Genomic DNA, 22,423 nt, shown 5'->3' on the forward strand with positions numbered 1-22,423 from the left:
AGGCCGCCACAGCCAGCACCAGCAAATAAGATCCAAAAAATGCGATCATGATCACACCTATCCTACAGCGCGCTCAAAGGCGCAGAACGTCTATGAGGCGCAATAGGACCAAAATACATCCCCAAGACATGTGGCACCAGATTTATGGCGAGGTCTCGCCCAAAGTGATTAACCGTTTATGCTCTCGTAGCCGGCGCCAAGCCTACCAGAAGGCCGCATTTGCAAGGATTTATCCGAAATTAGTGAACTTGTGCAGCAAGGGAGAACTTTTGCCCTCCTGCGCCTCACTACGCCACCTGAAGGCGAGCGGCGTCAAAGCGCTCCCGCAAAAGGATCGTCCACCACACCAATAAGATTGAAGATGAACTGTCCGCTATTATCTGCAGAAGCAGCATCAAAGTAACGATCAATGCTGTCCTTCGCCGCCTCTACGTTTGAGGTGGCTTGATCGCCAAAGATGTTCAGGATTTCTTGGGCGTCCGACACATCTGACATGCCTTTGATGGCGGAAAAGTAGACACCAAGATCCGCTTTGTGGGAAAGATAGGTAATGTCGCCTCCTTGCGCGCCTCCTATGATACTAAGCACGAAGGTTGCCGGGGACAGGGACCCGTTACTCAGATGAGTGGTCCAAAAGTTAAATCCGGCCTGATCAGGTGTACGGCCCAAGACATTTGCATAGACTGCACTTACAAAACCGGACGTATCGCCTGTATTGGGGTACAGCGCTTTGGCTTCTGCGGATTGGGAAAAGTGGCTCGCGATGGTATGCATATCCATACCTTCCGCCAGTTTATCCGCCCAGAAGTATAGCCCCTCGGCATCGGCAGCACGTCCAAAGTAGGCGACATAGACTTTCGCCAAATCAGAAAACTTGGATGAGCTGAGCCGTGTCAGACTGGAGTAGTCTTCCAAGTCCATAAGGTGATCTGAAAACGCCAGCTGTTCTATGTCGATTAGGGTGTCTCGCCCTTCCGAGCCCTCCCGATCTGTGATGCGCGTCGCACTCTTACTGATCGTAAGAGTATAGCTCCCCCTGGCCCCCAAATAGGCGGCGGTATCAATCCCAGCACGCCCATCGATGGTATCGTTGCTACCACCACCAAACAAGAAATCCGCTTCAGCGCTTCCCCTCAGCGTGTTTCGGCCCGAGAAATCCTGACCTCGGCTGGGAGCAAGATCTCCTGCATATTTCGTCGTATCGATATCTGAATCCCACTCGGCCTTCCCCAATAGACCGCCGGCCGGAAGGTTGGTGAAATCGATCGTCAATGTTGTATAAAGGTCCCCCTGGGCAGGCCGCTCAACGAGATTCACCTCACCAGAGTACGTCGCTGTTACGCGGCCACCCATTTCTTCGAAACCCGGTGCCAGTCTGAATGGAAACCCGACATGTGATGTAGGTGTGTTACCACCAGCTGAGCCTTCACTGGCCAATGAGATGTCAAACACCGAACTGGCCGGGGACAGGTCGATCTCAAGAGATGCCAACCGCTTGCTGGCTGACAATTCATGGACACCAAAACTATAGGATAGCGCCACACTCTTACCGGCCGCCCCACCTCTCGTCCATTGGTCGAGCGCACGCCAGATCAGCTCTTCTGAAGTACCATCCGCGAAAATGGCCGTAACTTCGGCCCCTGCCAAGTCAACGCCACGCGATACGGTATCTTCTCGAATACCAAAAACAGTTTCATGGGCGTCTCGCCGATTTGTCGCGATGTCAATTTTGGTTCGTGGGGGCACCAATTTCTCCAGCCTTAAATGCGTCTAAGCGCTTTTCTCTAAAGACCGCAGTCCGTAAAGCACGCTTTGCAGCTACCTAAAGTCAGAGCTGCCTCTACAGGCACCACCACAATATGCCATTAACAGGACGGAAAGCAGTCGAAAATAGGGCTTTAGCGCTCGAATGACGCAATGACCAACTTTGGCACTCCCCGCCCACCGCGAATAGTGGGATAGATCTCACACCAGACCATGGTGCCTAGTGCATTTTTGAAGGCGGGACATCTTTGGTACTTGCATGATGGATGAAGTACGCGCGAGCCTCATCTATGAGCCCAAAACGCTCGATGTATTTCACAAGAACCTTCTCAAGCAACTCTATCCGTTCTGGATCACTCAACTCTCTACCCCTCACAGCAAAACATTGATGCGGGCATATCCGTCGGCCCGCGTCAGGTTATAAAGCCATATATACTATCATAGGGTTAAAATCTGGGAGGAAGCTCTTTGATCGGGGCGGCACCGTGAGAGTCCGGGCTTTCTTCACTCAAGTAAATTCAAGCCCTCGAAACCTCGTACACCGGTATAGGCGCAGGAATTAGCGCTTCTGTTAAAAGTTACTAGATAGCGCAGTACGTTCAGGGGAATTGCTCCTAGGTTTGTTCAATCCCACCAAGAAATATGTCCCAAATTCTATCGAACACATTCTCAGCTGATGCGCCGTCCACTGCGCACAGCATAGGGGTCCGATTGAGCGCATCATATAAAAGTCGAGTAAAGATAGTTAGATCGACATCTCGGATGAGACCTTGATGTAGCGCTTCATCAAGAAGTATCCTTATGCTATCCATGTCATTCCTCAAGAGTATCGCCGCCTCTGGAATTTGCATGAGAAAATCAAAGCTATAAGAGATTATCTTGCCGGGCCGCATGCTCACCGTTGCGAGGGCATAGCTGCGGGCCTTCGCCTTCAACTTAAGCAAAGGATCATCCAGCCCTGCCATCTCCCGCGCCGCTTTGCGGTTCATTTTGTCGAGCGCCTTTTGAAGGACGGCTACAACAAGGTCGTCCTTGTCCTTGTAATAATAGTAGAGGCTTGCTCTTGTAACGCCTAGTTCAGCGCCAATTTGGTCTAGGGTAGTTGCTGCTATACCCTGTCTTGCAAAGAAAATTTCGGCCAACTCAAGGATGGCTTGCCGACGCAGTTCCTGCCTTCGATCTTTGCGGGACGTCATAAACGACATGACCTTTCATAGTGAACTTGGAAAACTGCAGCAAAGTGGCCTTTAACCACTCTGGTTGCAACCTGTACAAGAATATATCGCGACAGCAACTAAGGTCTTGTCACAGAACAGCGCCCAGGCCTGTTGATTGTCATTGAGAACTGACCCGGTATTTTCACCGAGATTTGACCCACCCTCAGTTATGCGTCGTGGTTTATGACGCGGTCAATGTTTTGGTCTCCTTTCCTGTTTTCTTTGCAGCCTCAGCGCTGGCCTTGAAGCGGTAGCTATCGTTTCCAGTCTCGAGGATGTGGCAGCGGTGGGTAAGCCGATCGGGGTTTGATCTTCGCCCCCGCGCGGGCCACAAATGACAGGCCATAAGGAGCCCTCCAGATGACCCAACCCGTGATCGTGACCCCTGATCTTTATGACCTATACCACACCGACCTACAGGTCTGCGCGCTCCAGTTCCGCCAGTTTGGCAGGCCGCTGAGCTACTTTGGCCCATGCCAGACGCTCTCAACATTCGAGGACCACCGCCCGGTGCTGCGCGCGCTTGAGCAGCCTGGCGCGGGTCGTGTGCTGGTCGTCGATGCAGCCGGGTCGATGCGCGTGGGGGTGATGGGGGACCGATTGGCGGAAATCGCGGCACGCAACGGCTGGCGTGGGGTAGTGATCAACGGGGTGATCCGTGACAGCCGGGGGATTGATGCGCTGGAGATAGGCGTTCATGCGCTCGGCACCACCGCCCGGCGCGGTAATACACCAACCGAAGGGCGGATGGGCGTGCGCGTCAGCTTTGGCGACATTACCATAAAACCCGGCGATTGGGTCTATGCGGACGCGGATTGCGTTATCACCGCCCCGCGCGAACTGTCTCTGCCAGCGTGACTCAGCAAGGGCGCTAAACCTATTCGGCGAACTTTCCCCGAAGATAAGCAAGGTAGGACGTTGGGTCATAAGCCTCGGCTCCGATACCGCCGAGTATCTCCGCCCGGCTGCACGACCGCCCGTGCTGCCAAACTAAATCGCCAAGTGCGGCCTGCACCGGCGCATAGTCGCCCGAAATCACCCCCTCGCGCACGGCGGGTCGCGTCTGATCCAGATGCGCCATGATCTGTGCCGCGGTCGAATTTCCCAGCGTATAGGTCGGGAAAGACCCGATATAGCCGTGCGACCAATGCACGTCCTGCAAGCACCCCATGCCATCGTCCGGCACATCTAGTCCCAGATCGGACTTCATCGCCGCGTTCCATGCCTCGGGCACATCTGCAACGTCCAGCGAGCCGTCCATCAGTGCCATCTCGATCTTCACCCGCAGCATGATATGCAGATCATAAGTCAACTCATCCGCCTCGACCCGGGTAAGACCCGGCGAGACGCGGTTAATCGCGGCGACGAACTCGTCCTCGCTAACGTCGGAGAGTTGTTCGGGGAAGGTGTCACGCAGCCGCCCGTAATGCACCGCCCAGAACGCCGGCGTGCGGCCAATGTGGTTTTCCAACAGGCGCGACTGACTTTCGTGCATGCCAAAACTGGTGCCCGCGACAGCGTATAGCCCAATCATATCCGTCGCATGCGCCCCGCGTGTCAGCGCCGGGGCTGCGCCCATCTCATAAAGCGCGTGGCCCGCTTCGTGGATCGTGCCGAAGATCGACATCGGCAGGTAATTTGGGTTCCAGCGCGAGGTGATCCGCACGTCGTTGCGCGTCATGGAAATCTCAAACGGATGCACTGCCGTATCAAGCCGCCCGCGGGCCATGTCATAGCCAAGTGCTTCGGCAATATAGGCACAGAAGGCTTGCTGGTCCTCTACCGGATAATTGCGGAACAGGAAATCACTGCGCGGGGCAGGGCAGGCCAAGACGGCATCCAAAATAGGGCGAATACCATCGCGCAATTGATCGAAGAAACTGGTGAGTTTTGCCGCCGTTGCCCCCGGTTCAAACACATCGGCCATAGGATCATAGGGATGATCGTCATAGCCAAGCGCCTGCGCCTTCTCGCGCGCCAGATCGACGATACTCTGCAGATGCGGTTGAAACAGCGCGAAATCGCCGGTCCGTCGCGCCTCGGTCCAGGCAGCCCCGGCGGTGATCGACTGTTCGGCCTGTCGACGCAACAGATCAGCGGGGATGCGGCCGTGATGGGCGCGCGCATCCTGCACCGCAAGCGCAGCGCGGCGATCGAGGTCGGATGGCTTCCCATTCAGCATAGCCTCGGCAGCTTCGCCCATGCCGGGGTCCAAAATCATCTCGCGCGCGATTCCCATCAAGGTGGCAATCTGATGGCCGCGGGTTTCGGCTCCGCCTGCGGGCATCATCACCCGCGCATCCCAGTTCAGCAGGTTCACCGAAACCAGCACATCGTTCAACCGTGCCACCCGGGTGTTCAAGGAATGGCTCATGCGGTGGCTCCAGTCTGCGTGCCGGTGCCACCATCCTGTAGGTGGCAGGCGACGCTGCGGTTGTCGGATGGGGTCACAAGGCGCGGCACTTCGGCCTTGCAGCGCGGCCCGGCCAACGGACAGCGCGGATGAAAGGCGCAGCCCTTAGGCGGGTTGATTGGGGAGGGGATCTCGCCCTTGATCGGATGAAAACGCGCGCGCCCCGTGCCGAGCGTCGGGACCGAGCCGAACAGCGCCTCGGTATAGGGGTGCAATGGTTTGGCGTAGAGTTCATCCGCTGGCGCGGTCTCAACCACGCGGCCTAGGTACATGATCGCGACCCGGTCGCAGACATGGCGCACGACCGAGAGGTCATGGCTAATAAACAGCGCCGTCAGATCCAACTCGCGCCGCAGCTTCATAAAGAGATTAAGCACCTGCGCCTGAATGGACACGTCGAGCGAGGCCACGGCCTCGTCCAGCACCAGTAGATCTGGCTGCATTGCCAAGGCCCGCGCAATGGCGACCCGCTGACGTTGCCCACCTGAGAACTGATGTGGCAGACGGTTGGCATAGGCACCCTCAAGCCCCACCTGTTCCAGTAGGCTGCGCACCCGTTCCTGCACTTCACGCGCCGGGATCAGCCCGTGAATACGTGGACCTTCGGCAATGATCTCGCCCACCTTCATGCGCGGATTGAGGCTGGCAAACGGATCTTGGTGGATCATCTGAACGCGCGTCGTCAGTTTTTCAACATTTCCGCGATGATCACGTGCCACCGGCTTACCTTCGAGCGTCACCGTACCCTCAGTTGGCGCATAGATGCCAGAAACGACGCGGCCCATGGAAGATTTTCCACAGCCGGATTCTCCAACGATGCCGAGCACCTCGCCACGCGCCACGCTCAGTGTTACATCATTGACCGCATGCACAGTCTGGGTCGAATTTCGGCCCGTGAGCTTATCGATTCCGCTAACTATCGGCCCCGGCTTTCGGGTGAACCGCTTAGAAACGCCGTCGATTTTCAGGATGGGATCGGTCATGTGGCCTCAAGCGGATGGTGGCACAGAACGGAATGTGCCTCGGTTCCAGTATTATGTGGGAACGACGCGCAAATGTCGGTCGCACGCGGACAGCGCGAACGGAACGGACAGCCCGACGGCAGGTTCACCAGTTGCGGGGTCGAGCCGGGGATCTGCGGCAGGTCTTGACCCGGCTCATGTAAGCCCGGCACCGAATCGATCAGCCCACGCGTATAGGGATGGCGTGGGTTAGCAATGACTTGCTCGGCCGTCCCGCTTTCGACGATGCGGCCTGCGTACATCACTGCGATATCGTCTGCGAGCGATGAGACCACGGCGAGGTCATGGGTCACCCAGACAATGGCGGTGCCGATGTCATCGGCCAAACGTCGCACCTCGGCAAGAATTTGGCCCTGAATCGAGACATCAAGTGCGGTGGTCGGCTCGTCGGCGATGATCACTGCTGGTCGGTGCAACAGTGCGGTCGCAATCGCCACCCGCTGGCGCATGCCGCCTGACAGCTGATGCGGATAGGCCTGCAATCGTTCCCGAGGTGCTGGGATGCCGACGATCTCCAAAGCTTCGCGGGCGCGTTCCCATGCGGCGGCTTTGTTGACCTTATCATGCACCCGCACTGCCATCGCCATCTGATCGCCAACGCGCAGCACGGGGTTCAGGGTCATCATCGGGTCTTGAAACACCATCGATACGGCGCGGCCGCGCATCTTGCGCTGCTCTTCGGTACTCATCTTGCGCATGTCGGCACCCTGTACCATGACTTGCCCGCCGATGATTCTGCCCGGCTCGTCAATCAGTCCCATGATGGAAAAGCCTGTAACGCTCTTACCCGAGCCGCTTTCGCCTACCAGGCCGAGAATCCGCCCTGGCTGGACCGAAAAGCTCACGTCGTTCACGGCTGTCACCGCGCCCTTGCGAGTGCTGAATTGCGTGGTCAGTCCCTTGACCTCTAGTGCGGCACTCATCGGCTGTTCCTCGGATCGAGTACTTTGCGGACTTGATCGCCCACAAGATTGATTGCAACTACGGTCACCATCAGAGCCAATCCGGGATAGATAGACAGCCAGTAGCGGTCCGAATGGATGTATTTGAATCCGTTAGAGATCAACGATCCCAGCGAGGGTTCGGTCAGCGGCAGCCCCACGCCAAGGAAGGACAGCGTTGCCTCCAGCGCGATGGCGCTTGCCACCTGCACCGTAGCCACAACGATCAGCGGGGGCAGCACATTGGGCAGGAGGTGTTTAAACAGCACACGGTGCGTCGGCAAAGGTGTGGAGCGGGCGGCCTCAATATAGTCCTTGCCGCGTTCGACCTTCGCGGCGCCATGAGTGGTGCGGGCGAAATAGGCATATTGGGCGACGACGAGTGCGAGAATGATCTGGCCAATCCCCTGACCCAGCATCGCCACCAGAACCAGCGCCAGCAGAATTGCGGGCATCGAGAGTTGCAGATCAACGATCCGCATTAGCAAAGCTTCGATCCGCCCTCCGAAATAGGCCGCCGTCAGCCCCACAACGATGCCAACCAGCAGCGCACAGGCGCCCGCGGAGAGACCGATCACAAAGCTTGTGCGCAGCCCGTAAAAGATCGCCGAAAGCATATCGCGGCCTGCGTTGTCGGTGCCTAGCAGATGGGTATAGCCCCCCGACCCTTCGGTGCCGGGGCGCAGGAAAGCGTCGAGCCAATCAAGCATCGCCATATCATAGGGATCTTGTGGCGACACCAGCGGCGCGCCGAAAGACAGAAATAGCAGAACAGCGATGACGGTTAAGGCGCCCACAGCCACCCAAGACTCGCGAAAGTCGGACCAAAAGTTGCGCAGCCGCTTGGCGCGGGTTTCCACAGGGGGGGCCGAGGGCACGGCGGCGATATTTTCAGCGATAATCTCGGACATCATGCGCCTCCTTTCAGACGGACGCGCGGGTCCAGACGAGCATAGACGAGATCAACCACAAGGTTGATGAGGACAAAGAGGATCACGACCATGATGAGGTAAGAGACCATCACCGGGCGGTCGAGTTGCAGGATCGAATCAATGATCAGCTTGCCGACACCAGGCCAGTTGAACACGCTTTCAGTTACCACGGCGAAGGCCAGCGTCGAGCCAAGCTCAAGCCCCAGCACCGTCACGATCGGAATCGAGATGTTGCGCAAAATGTGGCTGAAAACGATCTGCCGGTCCGGCAGTCCTTGGGCGCGGGCGAATTTGACGTAGTCGGTGCCCATCGCCTCAACCATTCCAGCGCGTGTGAGGCGGATCATCAGGCCCATCTTGAACAGAGACAGGTTAATCGCGGGCATGATCACATGGCTCCAGCCATCCAGGGTGAAGAGCGAGGAGGACACGCCAAGGAAGGTCGCCTCATCTCCTCGTCCTCCCGATGGCAACCAGCCTAGCTCAACGGCAAAGCCCATAATCAGTAGCATGCCGATCCAGAAGGTCGGGACCGAAAAACCAAGCACCGAAAGCGCCATGACGAGTTTCGCACCAAAGCTGTCGGGGCGATACCCGGCCCAGAGACCAGCAGGAATGCCCACGCCCACGGCGATCAGGACCGAGACGGCGACAAGCTCAAGCGTAGCTGGAAAGCGGGAGAAGACCAGATCGACGACCGGTATGTTATAGACCATCGAAGTGCCCAGATCGCCCGCGAAGACATTGCGCAGGAAGGTCCAGTATTGCACGACCAAGGGCTGATCGAGGCCGTATTGCGCGATCAGCTTTTCGCGGATCGCCTGCGTGGCACCAGGGTCGATCATCACGTCGATCGGATTGCCGATGGCGAAGACCCCGACGAAGACAATGACCGACATGGCAAAAACCACGACAATGGCCTGTGCAATTCGGGTGATAAAGTAGCTGAGCATTCGACCTCGCCCATGAGAGCAAAAAGGGAAGGCGCCCGCCAGCAAAGCTGCGGGCGTCCGGGTTGGTGAGGCCTTATTCGACCGGTTTGATCGCGTAAGTGCGGGTTTCTTGGTCCACCCGTGCGGTCATGTCGATGGTATCGGCATTCGCCGCCCATACAGTCTGCAAGATCACCGTTGGGATCAGCGCGCGGTCATCCATCGCAATGAAAGACGCCTCTTCGTAGAGCTTCTTACGCGCTTCTGGTTCGAGGGTCTGAGAGCCTTCGCCAAACACTTTGTCAAACTCAGGGTTGGAGTAGCCCGAACGGTTGAAGTTACCAAACCCTTTCTCGGCGTCCTTTGTGTGAACCAGCGCACCATAGGTATAGGCTGCCTCACCGGTCAGCGTGCCCCAGGCGGACATGGTCATCGTGTATTCCTCTCGCGCGGCAGCGGGGAAGAACACGGTACCGTTAAGCGCCTGCGCGTTCACGGTCAGACCGAGACGCGACCACATCTGCGCCAGGGCCTCGCAGACCACGGCATCGCCAGGCACGCGATTGTTGGTGCAAGTGAAATCAATCTCGAAACCGTCCGGGTAGCCGGCCTCGGCCAGCAGCTCCTTGGCTTTCTCAATGTCATACTCACGCTTGCCCAGCTCCGGGCTGTAGCCGAAGAAGCCTTCCGGCATCAATTGATTGGCCGGGGTGCCGAGACCTTCAAGCACCACGTTCACCAGCACGTCACGGTTGATCGCTAGATCGAGCGCTTTCCGCACACGCAGGTCTTGCAGCGGGTTGCCCTCAACCTCTTCGCCGTTGACTTTGATCGGCTGAGGTTCTTCGTCCTTCACAGAAGGCGCGATGTTCAGAATGTAAATGGAATCAGAAACGAAAGTATCAATTTCGTCGTCGTTTTTCATCGCGAGATAATCGGACGCGGGGACGTAGTTGATCAGATCAACTTCGCCGGAGCGCAGAGCCGCAACACGCGAAGTATCTTCTGGGATCTCGCGTCGTGTGACTGTTTCCCAAGCGGTTTCTCCGCCCCAGTAATCATCGTTGCGCTTAAGGACTAGATCGCCTTTGGGCTGCCAGGATACGAATGTGTAAGGGCCGGTACCGATGGCCTTCTCGCCGGAGTTGAATTCTTCGTTGCCAGCCTCCATGCCGGTCTCAGAAGGCACAACGAACAATCGAGTAAAGTCATTCGGCAACGAGGGGGCCATGCCTTTGGTCTTTACATGCAATGTATAGTCGTCGACCACTTCAACACTGTCTACATATTTGGTGTAGAGGGTCATTGGCATCGGGCCGGTAACCTCGGGGATACGCTCAATCGAGAACTTCGCATCTTCGGCTGTGAAGTCGGTACCGTCATGAAATTTCACGCCTTCGCGCATCTTGAATTCCCATGTGGTGTCGTCGATCGGCTCCCAGCTCACGGCGAGGCCAGGCTTGAGCTGCAGTTTTTCGTCAACGTCCACAAGCGTATCAAACACATGGCGCAGCGCCTCTGCCTGCGACCCCAGAGTTGACCAATGCGGATCAATGGAATCTGGACCTGCACGCAGCCCGACCACGAGGTCAGCCGCCATAACCGCCGGGGCAGCCGACGCCAGCGCTAAGGCCGCTACGGCTGATTTCAAGGTAAGTTTAGTCATTGGTCATCCTCCATGTGTTATATCTTGCAGTCACACTAGACCGCTATTTTTAGAGCGGTCAACATTTAAATGTAACAATATTGCGGGATACCCCCGCAAAACCTCTTAATATGACGTATATAATTATCTTGTCGAATGAACTGTTTTCGGTCACTGTAACACCATGATGCGAGAGCAAGATATTTTTGAACGGGCGATGGACCGCATTATCCAGGCGATGGACCGCAAGTCTTCAGTCTCGCTTTCGGTGCAATTGCGCGGCGCGCTGGAGTTTGGAATCGCCTCGGGTGAACTGCCCGCCGCCGCGCGGCTACCGTCGGTGCGCACGCTGGCCGCGCGGCTGAAGATCTCGCCCGTCACCGTCAGCAATGTCTATGCGGCACTACAAGCCTCAGGGCTGGTCGAAGGGCGGGTCGGTTCAGGCACCTTCGTCAGCGGAGGCGGTAGCCGCGCGACGGACGGGCGCTTTCGCCAACTTGATCAACAAATTGCCGAGTTGCTCACTCTTGCCAGGGCCTGTGGCGTCAACGCCTCGGAACTGGCGGTGCGCATATCGATGGCAAGCACCGCGCGGCCCCGTCCGATCCGCATTTTGATGGTCGGCAACTTTATCGATGCCACCCGCGCCTATGCGGACGAATTGCACGCCTATTTGCCCGAAGGCGATCAGATCGAAGCCGCTGTGCTGGAAGACATCGCCGCCGCTCCACCCAGCGACGTCGATCTGGTGATCGCGCCAAAAACCCTGCTCGCCAAAGCGCGAGAGATTCTGCCCGATGTGGAAGTCATCGGCCTTACGCTAATCCCAAATGAAGCAACCCGCGTAGCGCTCGCCTCCATTCCGCCCGACGCTATAACGCTGGCCTATTCTTATTTCCCAGGCTTCGTCACAATCATGAAAGCAGGCATTCTGCGGTTCGCGCCGCATGTGACACAGCTGACCATGAAGGTACGCGACGAAGAAGGCCTTTCCGCAGCCATGCGCAACGCAGACGTCGTTATCTATGCCACCGGGGCGGACTATCTGCGCGGTGCGCTGCGCGCGGAGCAAACTGCATTCGAATACCGCCACACCCCCGACATTCACGCCATTCGCACAGAAATCCTGCCTGCCATCGAACGATGCCGGGCCACCACCAAAGATACAAAGGCCGCCACAGAATGAAGATATCTGAAAGCAACTGGTTCGAGATCGAAGATTACCTGAAAACCGATGACCGCTGTGTGCTACCGCTCGGCAGCACCGAACAGCATGCATATCTCAGCCTTTCGGTCGATTCCATCTTATCCGAGAAAGTCGCGGCCGATGCTGCTGAACCGCTCGGCGTGCCGGTCTTTCCAGCGGTTGCATACGGCCTCACACCATATTTCATGGGGTTCCCTGGCTCGGTATCGCTGAAACTCAGCACCTATGCGGCGCTCCTGCGCGACATCCTCGACAGTCTTTATGCGACTGGTTTCCGTCGCGTGCTGATCGTAAACGGACACGGCGGCAACAGCCCGGTGCAGCCGGTTACAATGGAGTGGATGGAAGCTAACGAAGGCGCCCGCTGCCGCTTCCATGACTGGTGGCGCGCACCCGAAACGTGGAGCTGTGTGCAGGAGATCGATCCAATCGCAAGCCACGCTTCCTGGATGGAAAACTTTCCCTGGACCCGCCTACCGGGCCGTGAATTGCCGGATAAGCAAAAGCCTTTTGTTCCCTTCGACAAGCTCCGCGATCGGAATGCCGCGGGTGTGCGCGAGCTGATTGGTGATGGCAACTATGGCGGGGTCTATCAAAAGCCAGAGGCCGATACGGACCGTCTATGGGAGATCGCCGTGCGCGAGACCCGCGCGCAGTTGGAAGGAGATTGGGCATGAGCGACACACCCATTCTGATCTGGGGCGCCGGGGCCATCGGCGGCATTCTCGGCGCCTACTTCGCACGCGCTGGCCATGCTGTTCACATGGTCGATGTTGTCGACAAGCACGTCGAGGCCATGCGCACCACCGGTTTGCGTATCGAAGGTCCGGTGGAGGAGTTCTCTCAGGTCTTGCCAGCCAGCACACCGAGCGAACTGGCCGGACAATACGAGCGCATCTATCTCTGCGTGAAAGCGCATCACACCACCGCCGCGTTGGAAATGCTCGTCCCTCATCTAGCCCCCGGGGGTTACGTCGTCTCGGCACAGAACGGGCTAAATGAAAAAGTCATCGCGGCACGGATCGGCGCAGAAAACACGGTGGGCTGTTTCGTCAACTATGGGGCGGATTGGCTGGAGCCAGGGCGTATCCTCTTCGGCAATCGCGCGGCAGTGGCGGTGGGCGAGCTGGACGGCAGCATGACCGACCGCGTCGCCGAGGTTCACACGCTGTTAAAGTTGGTCGAGCCGGATGCCGTAGCAACCGATAATATTTGGGGCTATCTCTGGGGCAAAATGGGCTATGGCTCTCTGCTCTTCTGCACTGCTCTCACGCCGGACAGCATGTCCGACGCCATGGCCCGTCCTGAACATCGCGCCGCTTATAGGGCGCTCGGGCATGAGGTGATGACCCTCGCAGCACATGAAGGTGTCGCACCGCTGGGGTTCAACGGCTTCGATCCCGAAGCGTTCCTCGCGAATGATATTGCCGCGATCGAAGTGGCGATGGACAGGATGGTCGCGCATAACCGCAAAACGGCCAAAACCCATTCCGGCATCTGGCGCGATCTTGCTGTGCGCAAGCGCAAGACCGAGGTGGATGCGCAAATCGGCGTCATGGTCGATCTGGGCCGGACAGCGGGTATTTCCGTGCCGACCTTGGCTCGGATGGTTGATCTCATTCATGACATTGAGGACGGAAAGCGCGAACAATCCGCCGACCTCGTCAACCTATTGCTGCCCGCATGAAGATTGATCTGACAGGTAAGGTCTTTGTCGTCACCGGTGCTGCTCAGGGCATCGGTGCAGCGATCCTGACTGAGCTGCACGCCGCAGGTGCTACTGTGGCAGCGATGGACATCGACGCAGCCGGGCTCGCCCCGCTCGAGGCAGAAGGCGTCACGCTGCATCAGGGCGATTTGGGCGACCGGGCCCAAACTTTGGCCCTTTGTCGCGAGATCACTGAACACCATGGGCGCGTTGATGGGCTGATCACCTCTGCCGGCGGCGTTCGTGGTCAGGTAGGCCGCCCGCTCGAAGAAATTAGTGAAGCCGATTGGCACGCCATTTTTCAGGCCAACGTCGATGCTGCTATATGGTGCGCCCAAGGATTTGCCCCGGCGATGAAACAAGCGGGCAGTGGGCGGATTGTAACAATCTCTTCCGGCGCGGGTTTGCGGCCTAGCCTTACGGGTATCCAGGCCTATGCAGCTGCCAAACACGCGCTCGTCGGTCTCACCAAACAACTGGCGCTGGAACTGGGGCCGCAGGGGATCACCGTCAATTCCGTCGCTCCCGGCTTCGTTCTGTCGAACCCTTCGACTGAAAAGCAGTGGGACGCCTTTGGAACAGAGCGGCAAAAGCAGATCATTGGCGGCATCCATATGCGCCGATTGGGACGTGCGCAGGATATCGCGGACGCGGTCACATTCCTCTGTTCCGACCGTGCGGGTTGGATCACTGGACAAATTCTATCCGTCGATGGAGGTCACGTATGAGCGAGCCGCATGAATGGGACGAAGCGCATTGGCGCGGGCTGGTCGAACAAGTGCGCGCGGGGCAGAATCTTCTGCCCCAAACCTGGCCCGGCGGCGCGCGCTGTGCCGTGGCGCTGAGCTTTGACAGTGACCATGAAACTAATGAGTTGCGCGACGGCGGCGAAAGCATCGCCCGCCTCGGCTGGGGCGAATATGGCGCCCGTCGAGGCATTCCGCGCATTCGCAAGGTGCTTGACCAGCACGGGGTGAAGGCCAGTTTTTTTGTGCCCGCCGTCTCCGCTCTCCTACACCCCGAAGAGCAGCGTAGCCTCGCCGGCGAGGGACATGAGATCGGCCTGCACGGCTGGATTCACGAACGTAACACACAGGTCTCGGGCGCGGCAGAACGCGACTTGATGCTACGCTCTGCTGACACGCTGGAAAAGATCACCGGCGCCCGCCCTGTCGGCATGCGCACCCCGTCTTGGGATTACAGCCCCAGCACCCTGTCGATCGCCCGCGAGATGGGGCTCTTGTACGACAGTTCACTGTTCTCGGACGATGACCCCTATGAGATCATAGAAAAAGGCGAACCGACCGGGATCGTCGAACTGCCCGTCGAATGGATCCGCGATGATGCCGTCTATTTCATGATGAACCGTTTCGGCGCGCAGCGGCCCTATACGCCGCCTACTGATGTGCTCGACATCTTCCGCCGCGAATTCGACGGGGCCTACGACGAAGGCGCGCTGTTCTTGCTGACCATGCACCCGCATATCACCGGCTACCGCTCGCGCATCTTCATCCTCGACGAGCTGATCGACCACATCAAATCCAAAGGCGACTGCTGGATCGCCACTCATGCCGAAATCGCGGCCTATTGCGCCGAGCAGGCCGGACTGAAAGGACCAAAATGACCTATTCCCTTGCTATCCACGGCGGTGCCGGAACCATTTTGAAAGAGAACATGACGCCCGCGAAAGAGGCCGCCTATCACGCTGGCCTCGCCCGCGCGCTCGAAGCGGGCGAGGGAGTGCTGCGCAACGGGGGCAGTGCCTTGGACGCGGTGATCGCTTCGGTCTGCGCCTTGGAGGATGAGCCCTTGTTCAACGCAGGGCGCGGGGCAGTTTATACCTCTGAGGGCAAACAAGAGATGGACGCTGCCGTGATGGATGGCAAAGACCGTCGTGCGGGTTCCGTCGCTGGCGTATTCGGGCCGAAGAACCCGGTGAAACTGGCCCGCGCAGTGATGGATCAGACCGAGCATGTTACCCTTATCGGCCCCAATGCGCTTGAGGTCGCGCGGCAGGCAGAGCTCGAGTTTGGCGACCGGGACTATTTTTTCACCCAGTCCCGCTGGGACGCGCTTCAGGAGACGCTGGAGATGCGCGCACGTGGCGAGGTGTCTGACGACCCGGCGCGCCGCCATGGCACCGTTGGCGCGGTGGCGCGGGATGAGGACGGCAATATCGCCGCCGCCACCTCGACCGGAGGGATGACCGCCAAGGCGCCAGGCCGCGTGGGCGACACGCCGATGATCGGAGCGGGCACCTTTGCGGATAACGCAACCTGCGCGGTCTCTGGGACGGGGCACGGAGAGATATTCATCCGCTGGAACGCGGCCGGAGAAATCGCAGCGCGGATGCGACACGCGGGCGAAGACCTTGCCACTGCTGCCGATCATGTGGTGATGCAGGATCTCGCCGACAACGACGGTTCAGGTGGGATCATCGCGGTGGATGCGGCAGGTAATATTGCAATGCCGTTCAACTCCCAGGGAATGTATCGCGGGATGGTTTGCAAGGGCTCAAAGCCTAAGACAAGTATTTATGACAGCGTAGAATAATAACCAATCATTTGTGCTGATGATCATTCCCACGCGGCTTTGAAAGTCGCGTGGTATCTTGCCTTGTGGCGGGCGGCACCAAAATGCGGCACCGCCCAAGTTGCTTAATCCTGAATGTCGACGCCGTAGAAAATATGTGTGCCCATCGGATGGATCTTATATCCATCTACTTTCTGTGACATTGGCATGAAGTCTACCGAATGGGCAATATTCAACATGGGAGCCTGCTCTTTTGCAATGATCTGGGCCTCCTTATAAAGCCTTGTACGCTCTGCCTTATCGGAAGTTGTTTTGGCTTTTTGGATCAGCTCGTCGTAGGGCTCAAAGCACCAATTTGCAGCATTCGAGCCACCGACTGCATCGCAACCCAGCAAAACTGACAGAAAGTTATCCGGATCGCCATTATCGCCTATCCACCCAAGAAGAGCTGCGCCGTCCCGGTCTTTTGATTTTGACCGACTAAGATACTCCCCCCATTCGTAGGAAATGATTTCTGCGGTAACGCCAACCTTTTCAAAGTCAGACTGCATCATTTCAGCCATGCGCCGCGCATTCGGGTTATACGCACGCGAAACAGGCATAGCCCAGAGCTTCATTGTCAAATCTTCGACACCAGCAGCTTTCAAAAGCGCTTTGGCGGCTTCCGGATCATAAGGCTCGTCTGTAACGGCATCATTATAGGACCAGATCGTCGGCGGAAGCGGATTTTTCGCGATTTGGCCGGACCTTTGATAGACAACATCGACAATCGCGGCTTTGTCTACTGCCATGTTGAGCGCCTTGCGTACCCGCGGGTCGTCGAAGGGCTTCATCAATGTATTATAAGCGAGATATCCGACATTTAGGCCTTCCTGCGTCAGAACCTTTATCTCAGGATCATCCTGCATAGCCTGAATATCAGCAGGATTGGGATAAGGCATAATTTGACACTCACCTGCTTTCAATCGCTGATAGCGTACGGAAGCGTCGGGCGTGATGGCGAAGATCAGCGTGTCTAGCGGAGAGGCGCCTTCCCAATAATCTGGGTTGGCCTCGTACCGAATGACCGCATCTTTCTGATAGTTCACAAAAACAAACGGTCCCGTCCCGATCGGCGCCTGGTTCAGTTTCTCCGGCGTGCCGGCCGCGAGCATCTGGTCAGCATATTCTTTAGACTGGATCGACGCAAAATCCATTGCAAGGTTCGACATCATCGGTGCCTCGGGGCGATTGAGAACCAGCTTAACGGTATAATCGTCCACCTTAATGATATCGGCGATCCGTTCGCTCATCCCCATGGCTTCGAAGTAGCTCCAGTTGCTCTCAGCTACGCTATGATAGGGATGATCTGCTAGACGCTGACGGTTGAAACTGAAGAGAATATCATCCGCATTGAAATCACGGGTTGGCGTGAAGCTCGAATTGGAATGAAATTTCACTCCTTTGCGCAGGTGAAACGTATATTCCAGCTTGTCGTCAGACACTTCCCAGCTTTCCGCGAGGCCGGGCACAACATTAGTAGTGCCTGTTTCAAATTCCACAATACGGTTGAAAATGGTCCGAGATGAAGCATCGAAGGTCGTGATCGAGGTATATAGCGCCGGGTCGAACCCTTCAGGGGAAGCGTCCGAACAGAATACCAGCGATTTAGCGGCCAGCGGGGACGTCGCAAATGCGGCTATAAACGCGGCTGAGCTGAGATATCTTTTTAGTGGCATTGGGTCTCTCCTATTTTGTGAGGTGTAGAGCGCGGCGCTAACTCAGTGCGCATCGCTAGCATCGAGAAGGTTTGACAAGAGAATGCGCCCTATTTGGGGGAAGAGTTCGTTACCATATTCAGCCATCAGGGGACCCTGGGTCATCATAGATAGGATGATGGGCTTTGCATCTGGCACAGCAACGCGGATCAGATCATGCCGGAAATACGAAGTGCGCGGATCACCGGTCCAGCCCGTATGGCCTGCTTTGCTCCAAATTTTCGCGTCACTGGGCATCCCACCCCCCAAGAAATCTGCAACCTGGAATAATGGATTGTCAGCGTCTAAGCTTGTTCGATCCCGCAGTAATATCTGTTTTGCTTTTTTAGCGCTTGCTCGGCTTAAGGGAAGATTGCCCGCGAAAAGGTCAAAAAATAGTCGGGCCCCGACCAGCGGAGTTAGTCTGTTCAGGTTCTCTCCATTCGCGCCAGCCAACTGCGCTTCGCGTCCATAACGTGTGTCACCGCTCAGCTTCATTGCGATATTGCATCCATCCCATTCTGGCCAGCCTAACGCAGCGAAATAGCGGTTGAGGCCCTGTCGTTTCCTCCTATAAGCCTCTAATTCTGCTTGGCCTAACACCGTGTCACCAGTGGTACCCGTCAGAAAATCGATAACGTAGTTTGTGGCGGTATTAGAGGACCAGCGGATCATATCGATGATTGCTTGATCTAAATCGTCGGGGGCGCAAATCGTCCCCTCTTCTAGGCGGTGCAACGCATGCACAAGATGAAAAGCCTTTACCACGCTACACGGATAGCACTGCCAGCTCCCATTCAGTACATATCCTGCTGGTCGCTTTGTATCTTCGCGCAGAGCGACGAGCCCGAAGGTTTCTTTCGTCAGCCCGAATGCGCCGGGATGATCCAAAATTTGAGCAACAGCCTTGTCACAGGTGCCGCTCCATAAAGGGTCGAAAGTATAGAACATTTTGGCACCCATAGCGAGCATTCGATAAACCAGATCTTGGCTTGAACATCATATTAGACAGCGTAACCCTGTAAGGATAATAATAAATAGAGGGCTTCTTATTAATGGGCTGATATATGGAATTGCGCGAAATTCAACTTTTAGGAACGCTGATGCGCGTCGGTACAACGACCGAAACCGCGCACCTATTGCGTATCTCGCAGCCAGGTGTAAGCGCCCAACTTAAACGCCTCGAAGAAAGAGTAGGCGTCGTTTTGTTTCACCGAAACGGTAAACGGCTTACACCCACCAAAGAGGCTGAAGAAATTTACGCCCTCTCCAAGCCCATATTTGACGCTCATGCGAAAATACGCGGACGTCTACCAGCCCTACGAAACCAGCGAACGAAACCTCCTGTGTTATCTGTCACACCAGCTTTGGTAGACGGGTTTCTAGGGCCCATCTTAAGGCGCGCCGGCTACCGCGACTGGAGGAAATCGCTTAAACTGCTGATACATGCGCCGGAAGAAGATTTGCGAAATCAAGTTGCGGATATCGGCTTGCAGATGGCAGTCCCGCCAAAGGCAGAATTTAAAGCCCACATAGTAGGCAAGACCTCTCTCGTTGCAGTGATGCGGACCGATCACCCCCTCGCACGAGCGCGCGAACTTATGTGTAAGGAAATCGCGAAATTTTCTCTGGTCTGCTATGATCCCGACTGGTCTCCAATGGGAGCGCACATCCGCAGCGCTTTTCGCGTTTGCAATGTTGACTACGAACCTGCCTGCACCACGCCCTTCTGTGCTGACGTTTGTTCTTTGGTGCGTGATTGTGGTGGCATCGGCATCGTTGACGAGATGACCGCGCGGGGAGCCGCCGATCAAACCCTACATTGGCTTCCAATACGCGACATCACTGAAATCTATATCGTGGCATTCTATCGCCGTAATGAGGCATTTTCAGCCGGAGTGTATGACCTATTATCAGCGATCTTAGAAGAGCCGGGGCTTTGTTGAACCAAAGTATGATTGACCTCAAAACAGCGCAAGCAAAGCGGTAAAGCAGACGCCCATTCTGTAGAGGAGAACGACCTATGGAATACTATGGCGGTTTGGACGTGCCGCTGAAAGAGATTTCGATCTGCGTTGTAGACAGGGACGGCGAGACCGTAGCGCGCGGCCGGCTGGTTTCGTTCTGCCAGCGACCTGCATTGATGCCCGTAAGGCGCACATAAGATTGTCGGCATGGCTCAACAAGTCGGACCCTGCCAACACCGAAGGTCTGTTGTTGATTGGCAACCCGGAACACCGTGTGTTTGTCAGAATAGAACGCCACCGGACGAGCGTGTTGCCCCAAGTAAAGCTCCAGTGCTTCAAAGTAGCTGAATGTGCTCTCGGAATCGACAAACCGCAGCTGTATCGATGTGCTGATGGCATCGTCGATGAAAACGAACAGGGTGCAGGAAGGCCCGCGATCTGTTCGGGCGATCAGCCAGCTTTCAGGCGTCCTTCAATGGCAGCCTTGAGTTCAGGGAGAACGATCATTGTTCGATGGATGGCGCGGCGCTTCTCGTACATGCCTTGAGCGTTTAAGGCGTAGTAGCCGTTCAACTTGGGCAGTTCGTCGTCCGTGTACCGGTTCCGCTTGATGTCTTTGTAGATCGTGGAAGGGTCGCGATCCAAGCGATCCGCGATCGGCATTTCGGCTTCAAGCCATTTTGCAAGCTTGCGACGTTCGACCAGCTTCAGGTGACAGTAGTGGATTCCCATTCTTCATACTCCATGCAACGCTCTGTATTCGTACAGAATTTGCACTTCGTTCGTGAATTCACCCGTAGAATTTCAAGACCCGTTGCGACGCGTTCCTCTATCTCATTTTCATCAGTTCTTCTCTGAAGGCTTCCGTTGGCGTGCGCCAGCCCAGGCACTTTCTTGGCGTGCCGTTCAAGCGATCGCAAATCGATTTCATGTCTCGATTTGAGAGCGCGGCCACGGGTGCATCGCGTGGTAGATACCGCCGTGCGCGCTTATTCAGATTCTCGACTGCACCCTTTTGCCACGGAGCCTGCGGATCGCAGAACCACGCCTCGGTTCCGATACCGGGCTTCAGCTTGCGCCAGTCGCGGAATTCGATCCCTCGATCAAAGGTGATCGATTTTCGCGCCGACTGGGGCAGGGGTTCCATCACACTCATCAGCTTGTTCATCAGGTGCGTCGTACTGCGGTCGTTGTTGCGGAACAGAACGGCAAAGCGCGTTTTGCGTTCCACCAGAGAAGCAACATTGGTTTTACCCTGCGCTCTCTCAAAAATCATGAGGTCGCCTTCCCATTCACCAAATGTTTCGCGGGTTTTAACATAGTCAGGCCGCTGGTGAATCGACCGATCTGGTGGGAAAGCAAGGCCTCGAGGCGTTCGCCTGCGTCTTGGTTGCCGCTTCTTACGGCGATGCGGTAGATACCGCGCCAATTCTTCGGACTGGCCATCGGGTCCGTAAATGTAGGCATAGATTGTCTCGTGGCTGACACGAAGTTCCTGGCCGTCCAACTGAAGTCGACCCGCGATCTGTTCCGGAGACCAGCCAACTTTGAGCTGTTTGATCACGGCATCTCGCAATTCAATAAACCGTACCAGCTTGCGTCGACACGCGCGCCGGTCGACGGCGGACCTCTGTGCAGTCACACCGTAGTAACCGCTAAGATTGGGGAGCTCATTATCAATGTATCTGTTTCGCTTGATCTCGCGAAACACGGTCGAACGATGTCTCCCAATCTCAGCTGCAATCTTGTCCACTGACATCTTCGCGTTCAACATGTCTTCAATCGCGCGTCTTTCACGCAATCCTAACTCTGTGTGGGCCATGTCCGTTCTCCTTGCTTTCCAGCAAGATAGGGGATTTGTCGCAACCCAGTTTAGAATGTGCCCCGGCTAAAAGTCCTACACCGGTAATGTGAATTATGTGATAAATTCCACCCAAACCGCAATATCGCAGCACTCAACCCGGCTCCGGTGCAGGCTGTGCCTGCACCGACACATGCACAAGAAGCGCGCAACTAACCAAGCACCTCATAATGGGTCTCCTGTTCGTCCCCCTCCCCCCGCACAGAAGGATACCAAAACCGCTCTGCCGAGCCACAAGCCCGCTTCAGGTCGCGCGCACTCAATCCCTCACGCCGACACGTCCCGTCCCAGACCTCGTCAGCCACCCAAGCATCACGGGCCTGCCGCGTCTTGAAACGCAAAATCTCGCCCGGAAAACGATCGATGGCGCCGTCGCGTTCGAAAACGACATTGATCCCCCAATCGCAATACCGTGCATAATAGTGACGCTTCTTCTTGGACCGCTCTTCGCTCATAGGTGTCTCCTAAGCTGCCGGTGATCGCCCAGCTCATTTACGTTGTGCTCACAGACTATGCGGCAATCCGCGCGTTACAACCCTGGTCGAA

20 protein-coding genes and 3 pseudogenes are annotated in these 22,423 nt (G+C 56.6%); 8 read left to right on the plus strand and 15 right to left on the minus strand.

What is annotated here, in order from left to right; translation table 11 throughout:
* Positions 1–312: 312 nt before the first annotated feature.
* From HTT03_RS09785 to HTT03_RS18585, 3 genes and pseudogenes are all read right to left on the minus strand, one after another.
* Positions 313–1,746 carry a DUF4214 domain-containing protein gene (locus tag HTT03_RS09785; protein WP_174857912.1) on the minus strand — a complete coding sequence of 478 codons (1,434 nt, stop codon included), beginning with the start codon at positions 1,744–1,746 and terminating at the stop codon, positions 313–315.
* Positions 1,747–2,378: 632 nt separating this feature from the next.
* The gene (locus tag HTT03_RS09790; RefSeq protein ID WP_174857913.1) at positions 2,379–2,969 is read right to left on the minus strand and encodes a TetR/AcrR family transcriptional regulator; all 591 of its coding nucleotides are present in this window, start codon (positions 2,967–2,969) and stop codon (positions 2,379–2,381) included.
* A gap of 193 nt (positions 2,970–3,162) precedes the next feature.
* A pseudogene (locus tag HTT03_RS18585) lies at positions 3,163–3,282 on the minus strand (ATP-binding protein); the annotation flags it as partial.
* Between the two features lie 59 nt (positions 3,283–3,341).
* Between HTT03_RS18585 and rraA the strand changes: the two are divergent.
* Positions 3,342–3,839 (plus strand): ribonuclease E activity regulator RraA, encoded by a 498-nt coding sequence (gene rraA, locus HTT03_RS09795; RefSeq protein ID WP_217482685.1) that lies wholly within the window; start codon positions 3,342–3,344, stop codon positions 3,837–3,839.
* A 19-nt stretch (positions 3,840–3,858) separates the two neighbouring features.
* Here rraA and HTT03_RS09800 read toward each other — a convergent pair whose 3' ends face one another.
* The 6 genes from HTT03_RS09800 to HTT03_RS09825 all read right to left on the minus strand — a co-directional run bounded on the left by HTT03_RS09800 (position 3,859) and on the right by HTT03_RS09825 (position 10,887).
* Positions 3,859–5,355, minus strand: a complete 1,497-nt coding sequence (locus HTT03_RS09800; protein WP_174857914.1) for a carboxypeptidase M32 — start codon at positions 5,353–5,355, stop codon at positions 3,859–3,861.
* Positions 5,352–6,377, minus strand: a complete 1,026-nt coding sequence (locus tag HTT03_RS09805; protein ID WP_174857915.1) for an ABC transporter ATP-binding protein — start codon at positions 6,375–6,377, stop codon at positions 5,352–5,354. The genes HTT03_RS09800 and HTT03_RS09805 overlap by 4 nt, the downstream gene beginning before the upstream one ends.
* On the minus strand, positions 6,374–7,339 hold the full coding sequence (locus HTT03_RS09810; RefSeq protein WP_174857916.1) for an ABC transporter ATP-binding protein: 966 nt from the start codon (positions 7,337–7,339) through the stop codon (positions 6,374–6,376). Before HTT03_RS09810 ends, HTT03_RS09805 begins: the two co-directional genes overlap by 4 nt.
* Complete coding sequence (locus HTT03_RS09815) at positions 7,336–8,268, minus strand: ABC transporter permease (protein WP_174857917.1); 933 nt, start codon at positions 8,266–8,268, stop codon at positions 7,336–7,338. The genes HTT03_RS09810 and HTT03_RS09815 overlap by 4 nt, the downstream gene beginning before the upstream one ends.
* Positions 8,268–9,242 (minus strand): ABC transporter permease, encoded by a 975-nt coding sequence (locus HTT03_RS09820; RefSeq protein ID WP_174857918.1) that lies wholly within the window; start codon positions 9,240–9,242, stop codon positions 8,268–8,270. The genes HTT03_RS09815 and HTT03_RS09820 overlap by 1 nt, the downstream gene beginning before the upstream one ends.
* Positions 9,243–9,315: 73 nt before the next feature.
* Positions 9,316–10,887, minus strand: a complete 1,572-nt coding sequence (locus tag HTT03_RS09825) for an ABC transporter substrate-binding protein (protein WP_174857919.1) — start codon at positions 10,885–10,887, stop codon at positions 9,316–9,318.
* Positions 10,888–11,050: 163 nt separating this feature from the next.
* Here HTT03_RS09825 and HTT03_RS09830 point away from each other — a divergent pair, with 163 nt between their 5' ends.
* The 6 genes from HTT03_RS09830 to HTT03_RS09855 are packed head-to-tail and all read left to right on the plus strand — an operon-like array spanning position 11,051 to position 16,334.
* Complete coding sequence (locus HTT03_RS09830; RefSeq protein WP_246253306.1) at positions 11,051–12,052, plus strand: GntR family transcriptional regulator; 1,002 nt, start codon at positions 11,051–11,053, stop codon at positions 12,050–12,052.
* Positions 12,049–12,750, plus strand: a complete 702-nt coding sequence (locus HTT03_RS09835) for a creatininase family protein (protein ID WP_174857920.1) — start codon at positions 12,049–12,051, stop codon at positions 12,748–12,750. Before HTT03_RS09830 ends, HTT03_RS09835 begins: the two co-directional genes overlap by 4 nt.
* Positions 12,747–13,760: a ketopantoate reductase family protein gene (locus HTT03_RS09840; RefSeq protein WP_174857921.1), complete on the plus strand. Its 1,014-nt coding sequence runs from the start codon at positions 12,747–12,749 to the stop codon at positions 13,758–13,760. The genes HTT03_RS09835 and HTT03_RS09840 overlap by 4 nt, the downstream gene beginning before the upstream one ends.
* Positions 13,757–14,509 carry an SDR family NAD(P)-dependent oxidoreductase gene (locus tag HTT03_RS09845; protein WP_174857922.1) on the plus strand — a complete coding sequence of 251 codons (753 nt, stop codon included), beginning with the start codon at positions 13,757–13,759 and terminating at the stop codon, positions 14,507–14,509. The genes HTT03_RS09840 and HTT03_RS09845 overlap by 4 nt, the downstream gene beginning before the upstream one ends.
* Positions 14,506–15,405, plus strand: a complete 900-nt coding sequence (locus HTT03_RS09850) for a polysaccharide deacetylase family protein (RefSeq protein WP_174857923.1) — start codon at positions 14,506–14,508, stop codon at positions 15,403–15,405. Before HTT03_RS09845 ends, HTT03_RS09850 begins: the two co-directional genes overlap by 4 nt.
* Complete coding sequence (locus tag HTT03_RS09855; RefSeq protein WP_174857924.1) at positions 15,402–16,334, plus strand: isoaspartyl peptidase/L-asparaginase family protein; 933 nt, start codon at positions 15,402–15,404, stop codon at positions 16,332–16,334. The genes HTT03_RS09850 and HTT03_RS09855 overlap by 4 nt, the downstream gene beginning before the upstream one ends.
* A 104-nt stretch (positions 16,335–16,438) precedes the next feature.
* On the opposite strand, the gene HTT03_RS09860 is transcribed toward HTT03_RS09855, so the two are convergent.
* Positions 16,439–18,031, minus strand: coding sequence for an ABC transporter substrate-binding protein (locus tag HTT03_RS09860; RefSeq protein ID WP_174857925.1), 1,593 nt, complete (start codon positions 18,029–18,031; stop codon positions 16,439–16,441).
* 42 nt (positions 18,032–18,073) lie between these two features.
* A complete protein-coding gene (locus HTT03_RS09865) occupies positions 18,074–19,000 on the minus strand; it encodes a serine hydrolase (protein ID WP_174857926.1) in 927 nt (308 codons plus the stop codon).
* Between the two features lie 116 nt (positions 19,001–19,116).
* On the opposite strand from HTT03_RS09865, the gene HTT03_RS09870 reads away from it, so the two are divergent.
* The gene (locus tag HTT03_RS09870; RefSeq protein ID WP_174857927.1) at positions 19,117–19,995 is read left to right on the plus strand and encodes a LysR family transcriptional regulator; all 879 of its coding nucleotides are present in this window, start codon (positions 19,117–19,119) and stop codon (positions 19,993–19,995) included.
* A gap of 273 nt (positions 19,996–20,268) precedes the next feature.
* Here HTT03_RS09870 and HTT03_RS18740 read toward each other — a convergent pair.
* The 4 genes and pseudogenes from HTT03_RS18740 to HTT03_RS09885 form a co-directional block, all read right to left on the minus strand.
* Positions 20,269–20,455, minus strand: a pseudogene (locus HTT03_RS18740) (ISNCY family transposase); the annotation flags it as partial.
* Positions 20,456–20,469: 14 nt separating this feature from the next.
* Positions 20,470–20,748, minus strand: a pseudogene (locus HTT03_RS09875) (helix-turn-helix domain-containing protein); the annotation flags it as partial.
* 97 nt (positions 20,749–20,845) lie between these two features.
* The gene (locus tag HTT03_RS09880) at positions 20,846–21,838 is read right to left on the minus strand and encodes an IS30 family transposase (protein ID WP_174857928.1); all 993 of its coding nucleotides are present in this window, start codon (positions 21,836–21,838) and stop codon (positions 20,846–20,848) included.
* A gap of 191 nt (positions 21,839–22,029) precedes the next feature.
* Complete coding sequence (locus tag HTT03_RS09885) at positions 22,030–22,332, minus strand: hypothetical protein (RefSeq protein WP_174857929.1); 303 nt, start codon at positions 22,330–22,332, stop codon at positions 22,030–22,032.
* Between the last annotated feature and the right edge of the window lie 91 nt (positions 22,333–22,423).

Source organism: Sulfitobacter maritimus (assembly GCF_013346665.1).
Lineage (GTDB): Bacteria > Pseudomonadota > Alphaproteobacteria > Rhodobacterales > Rhodobacteraceae > Sulfitobacter > Sulfitobacter maritimus.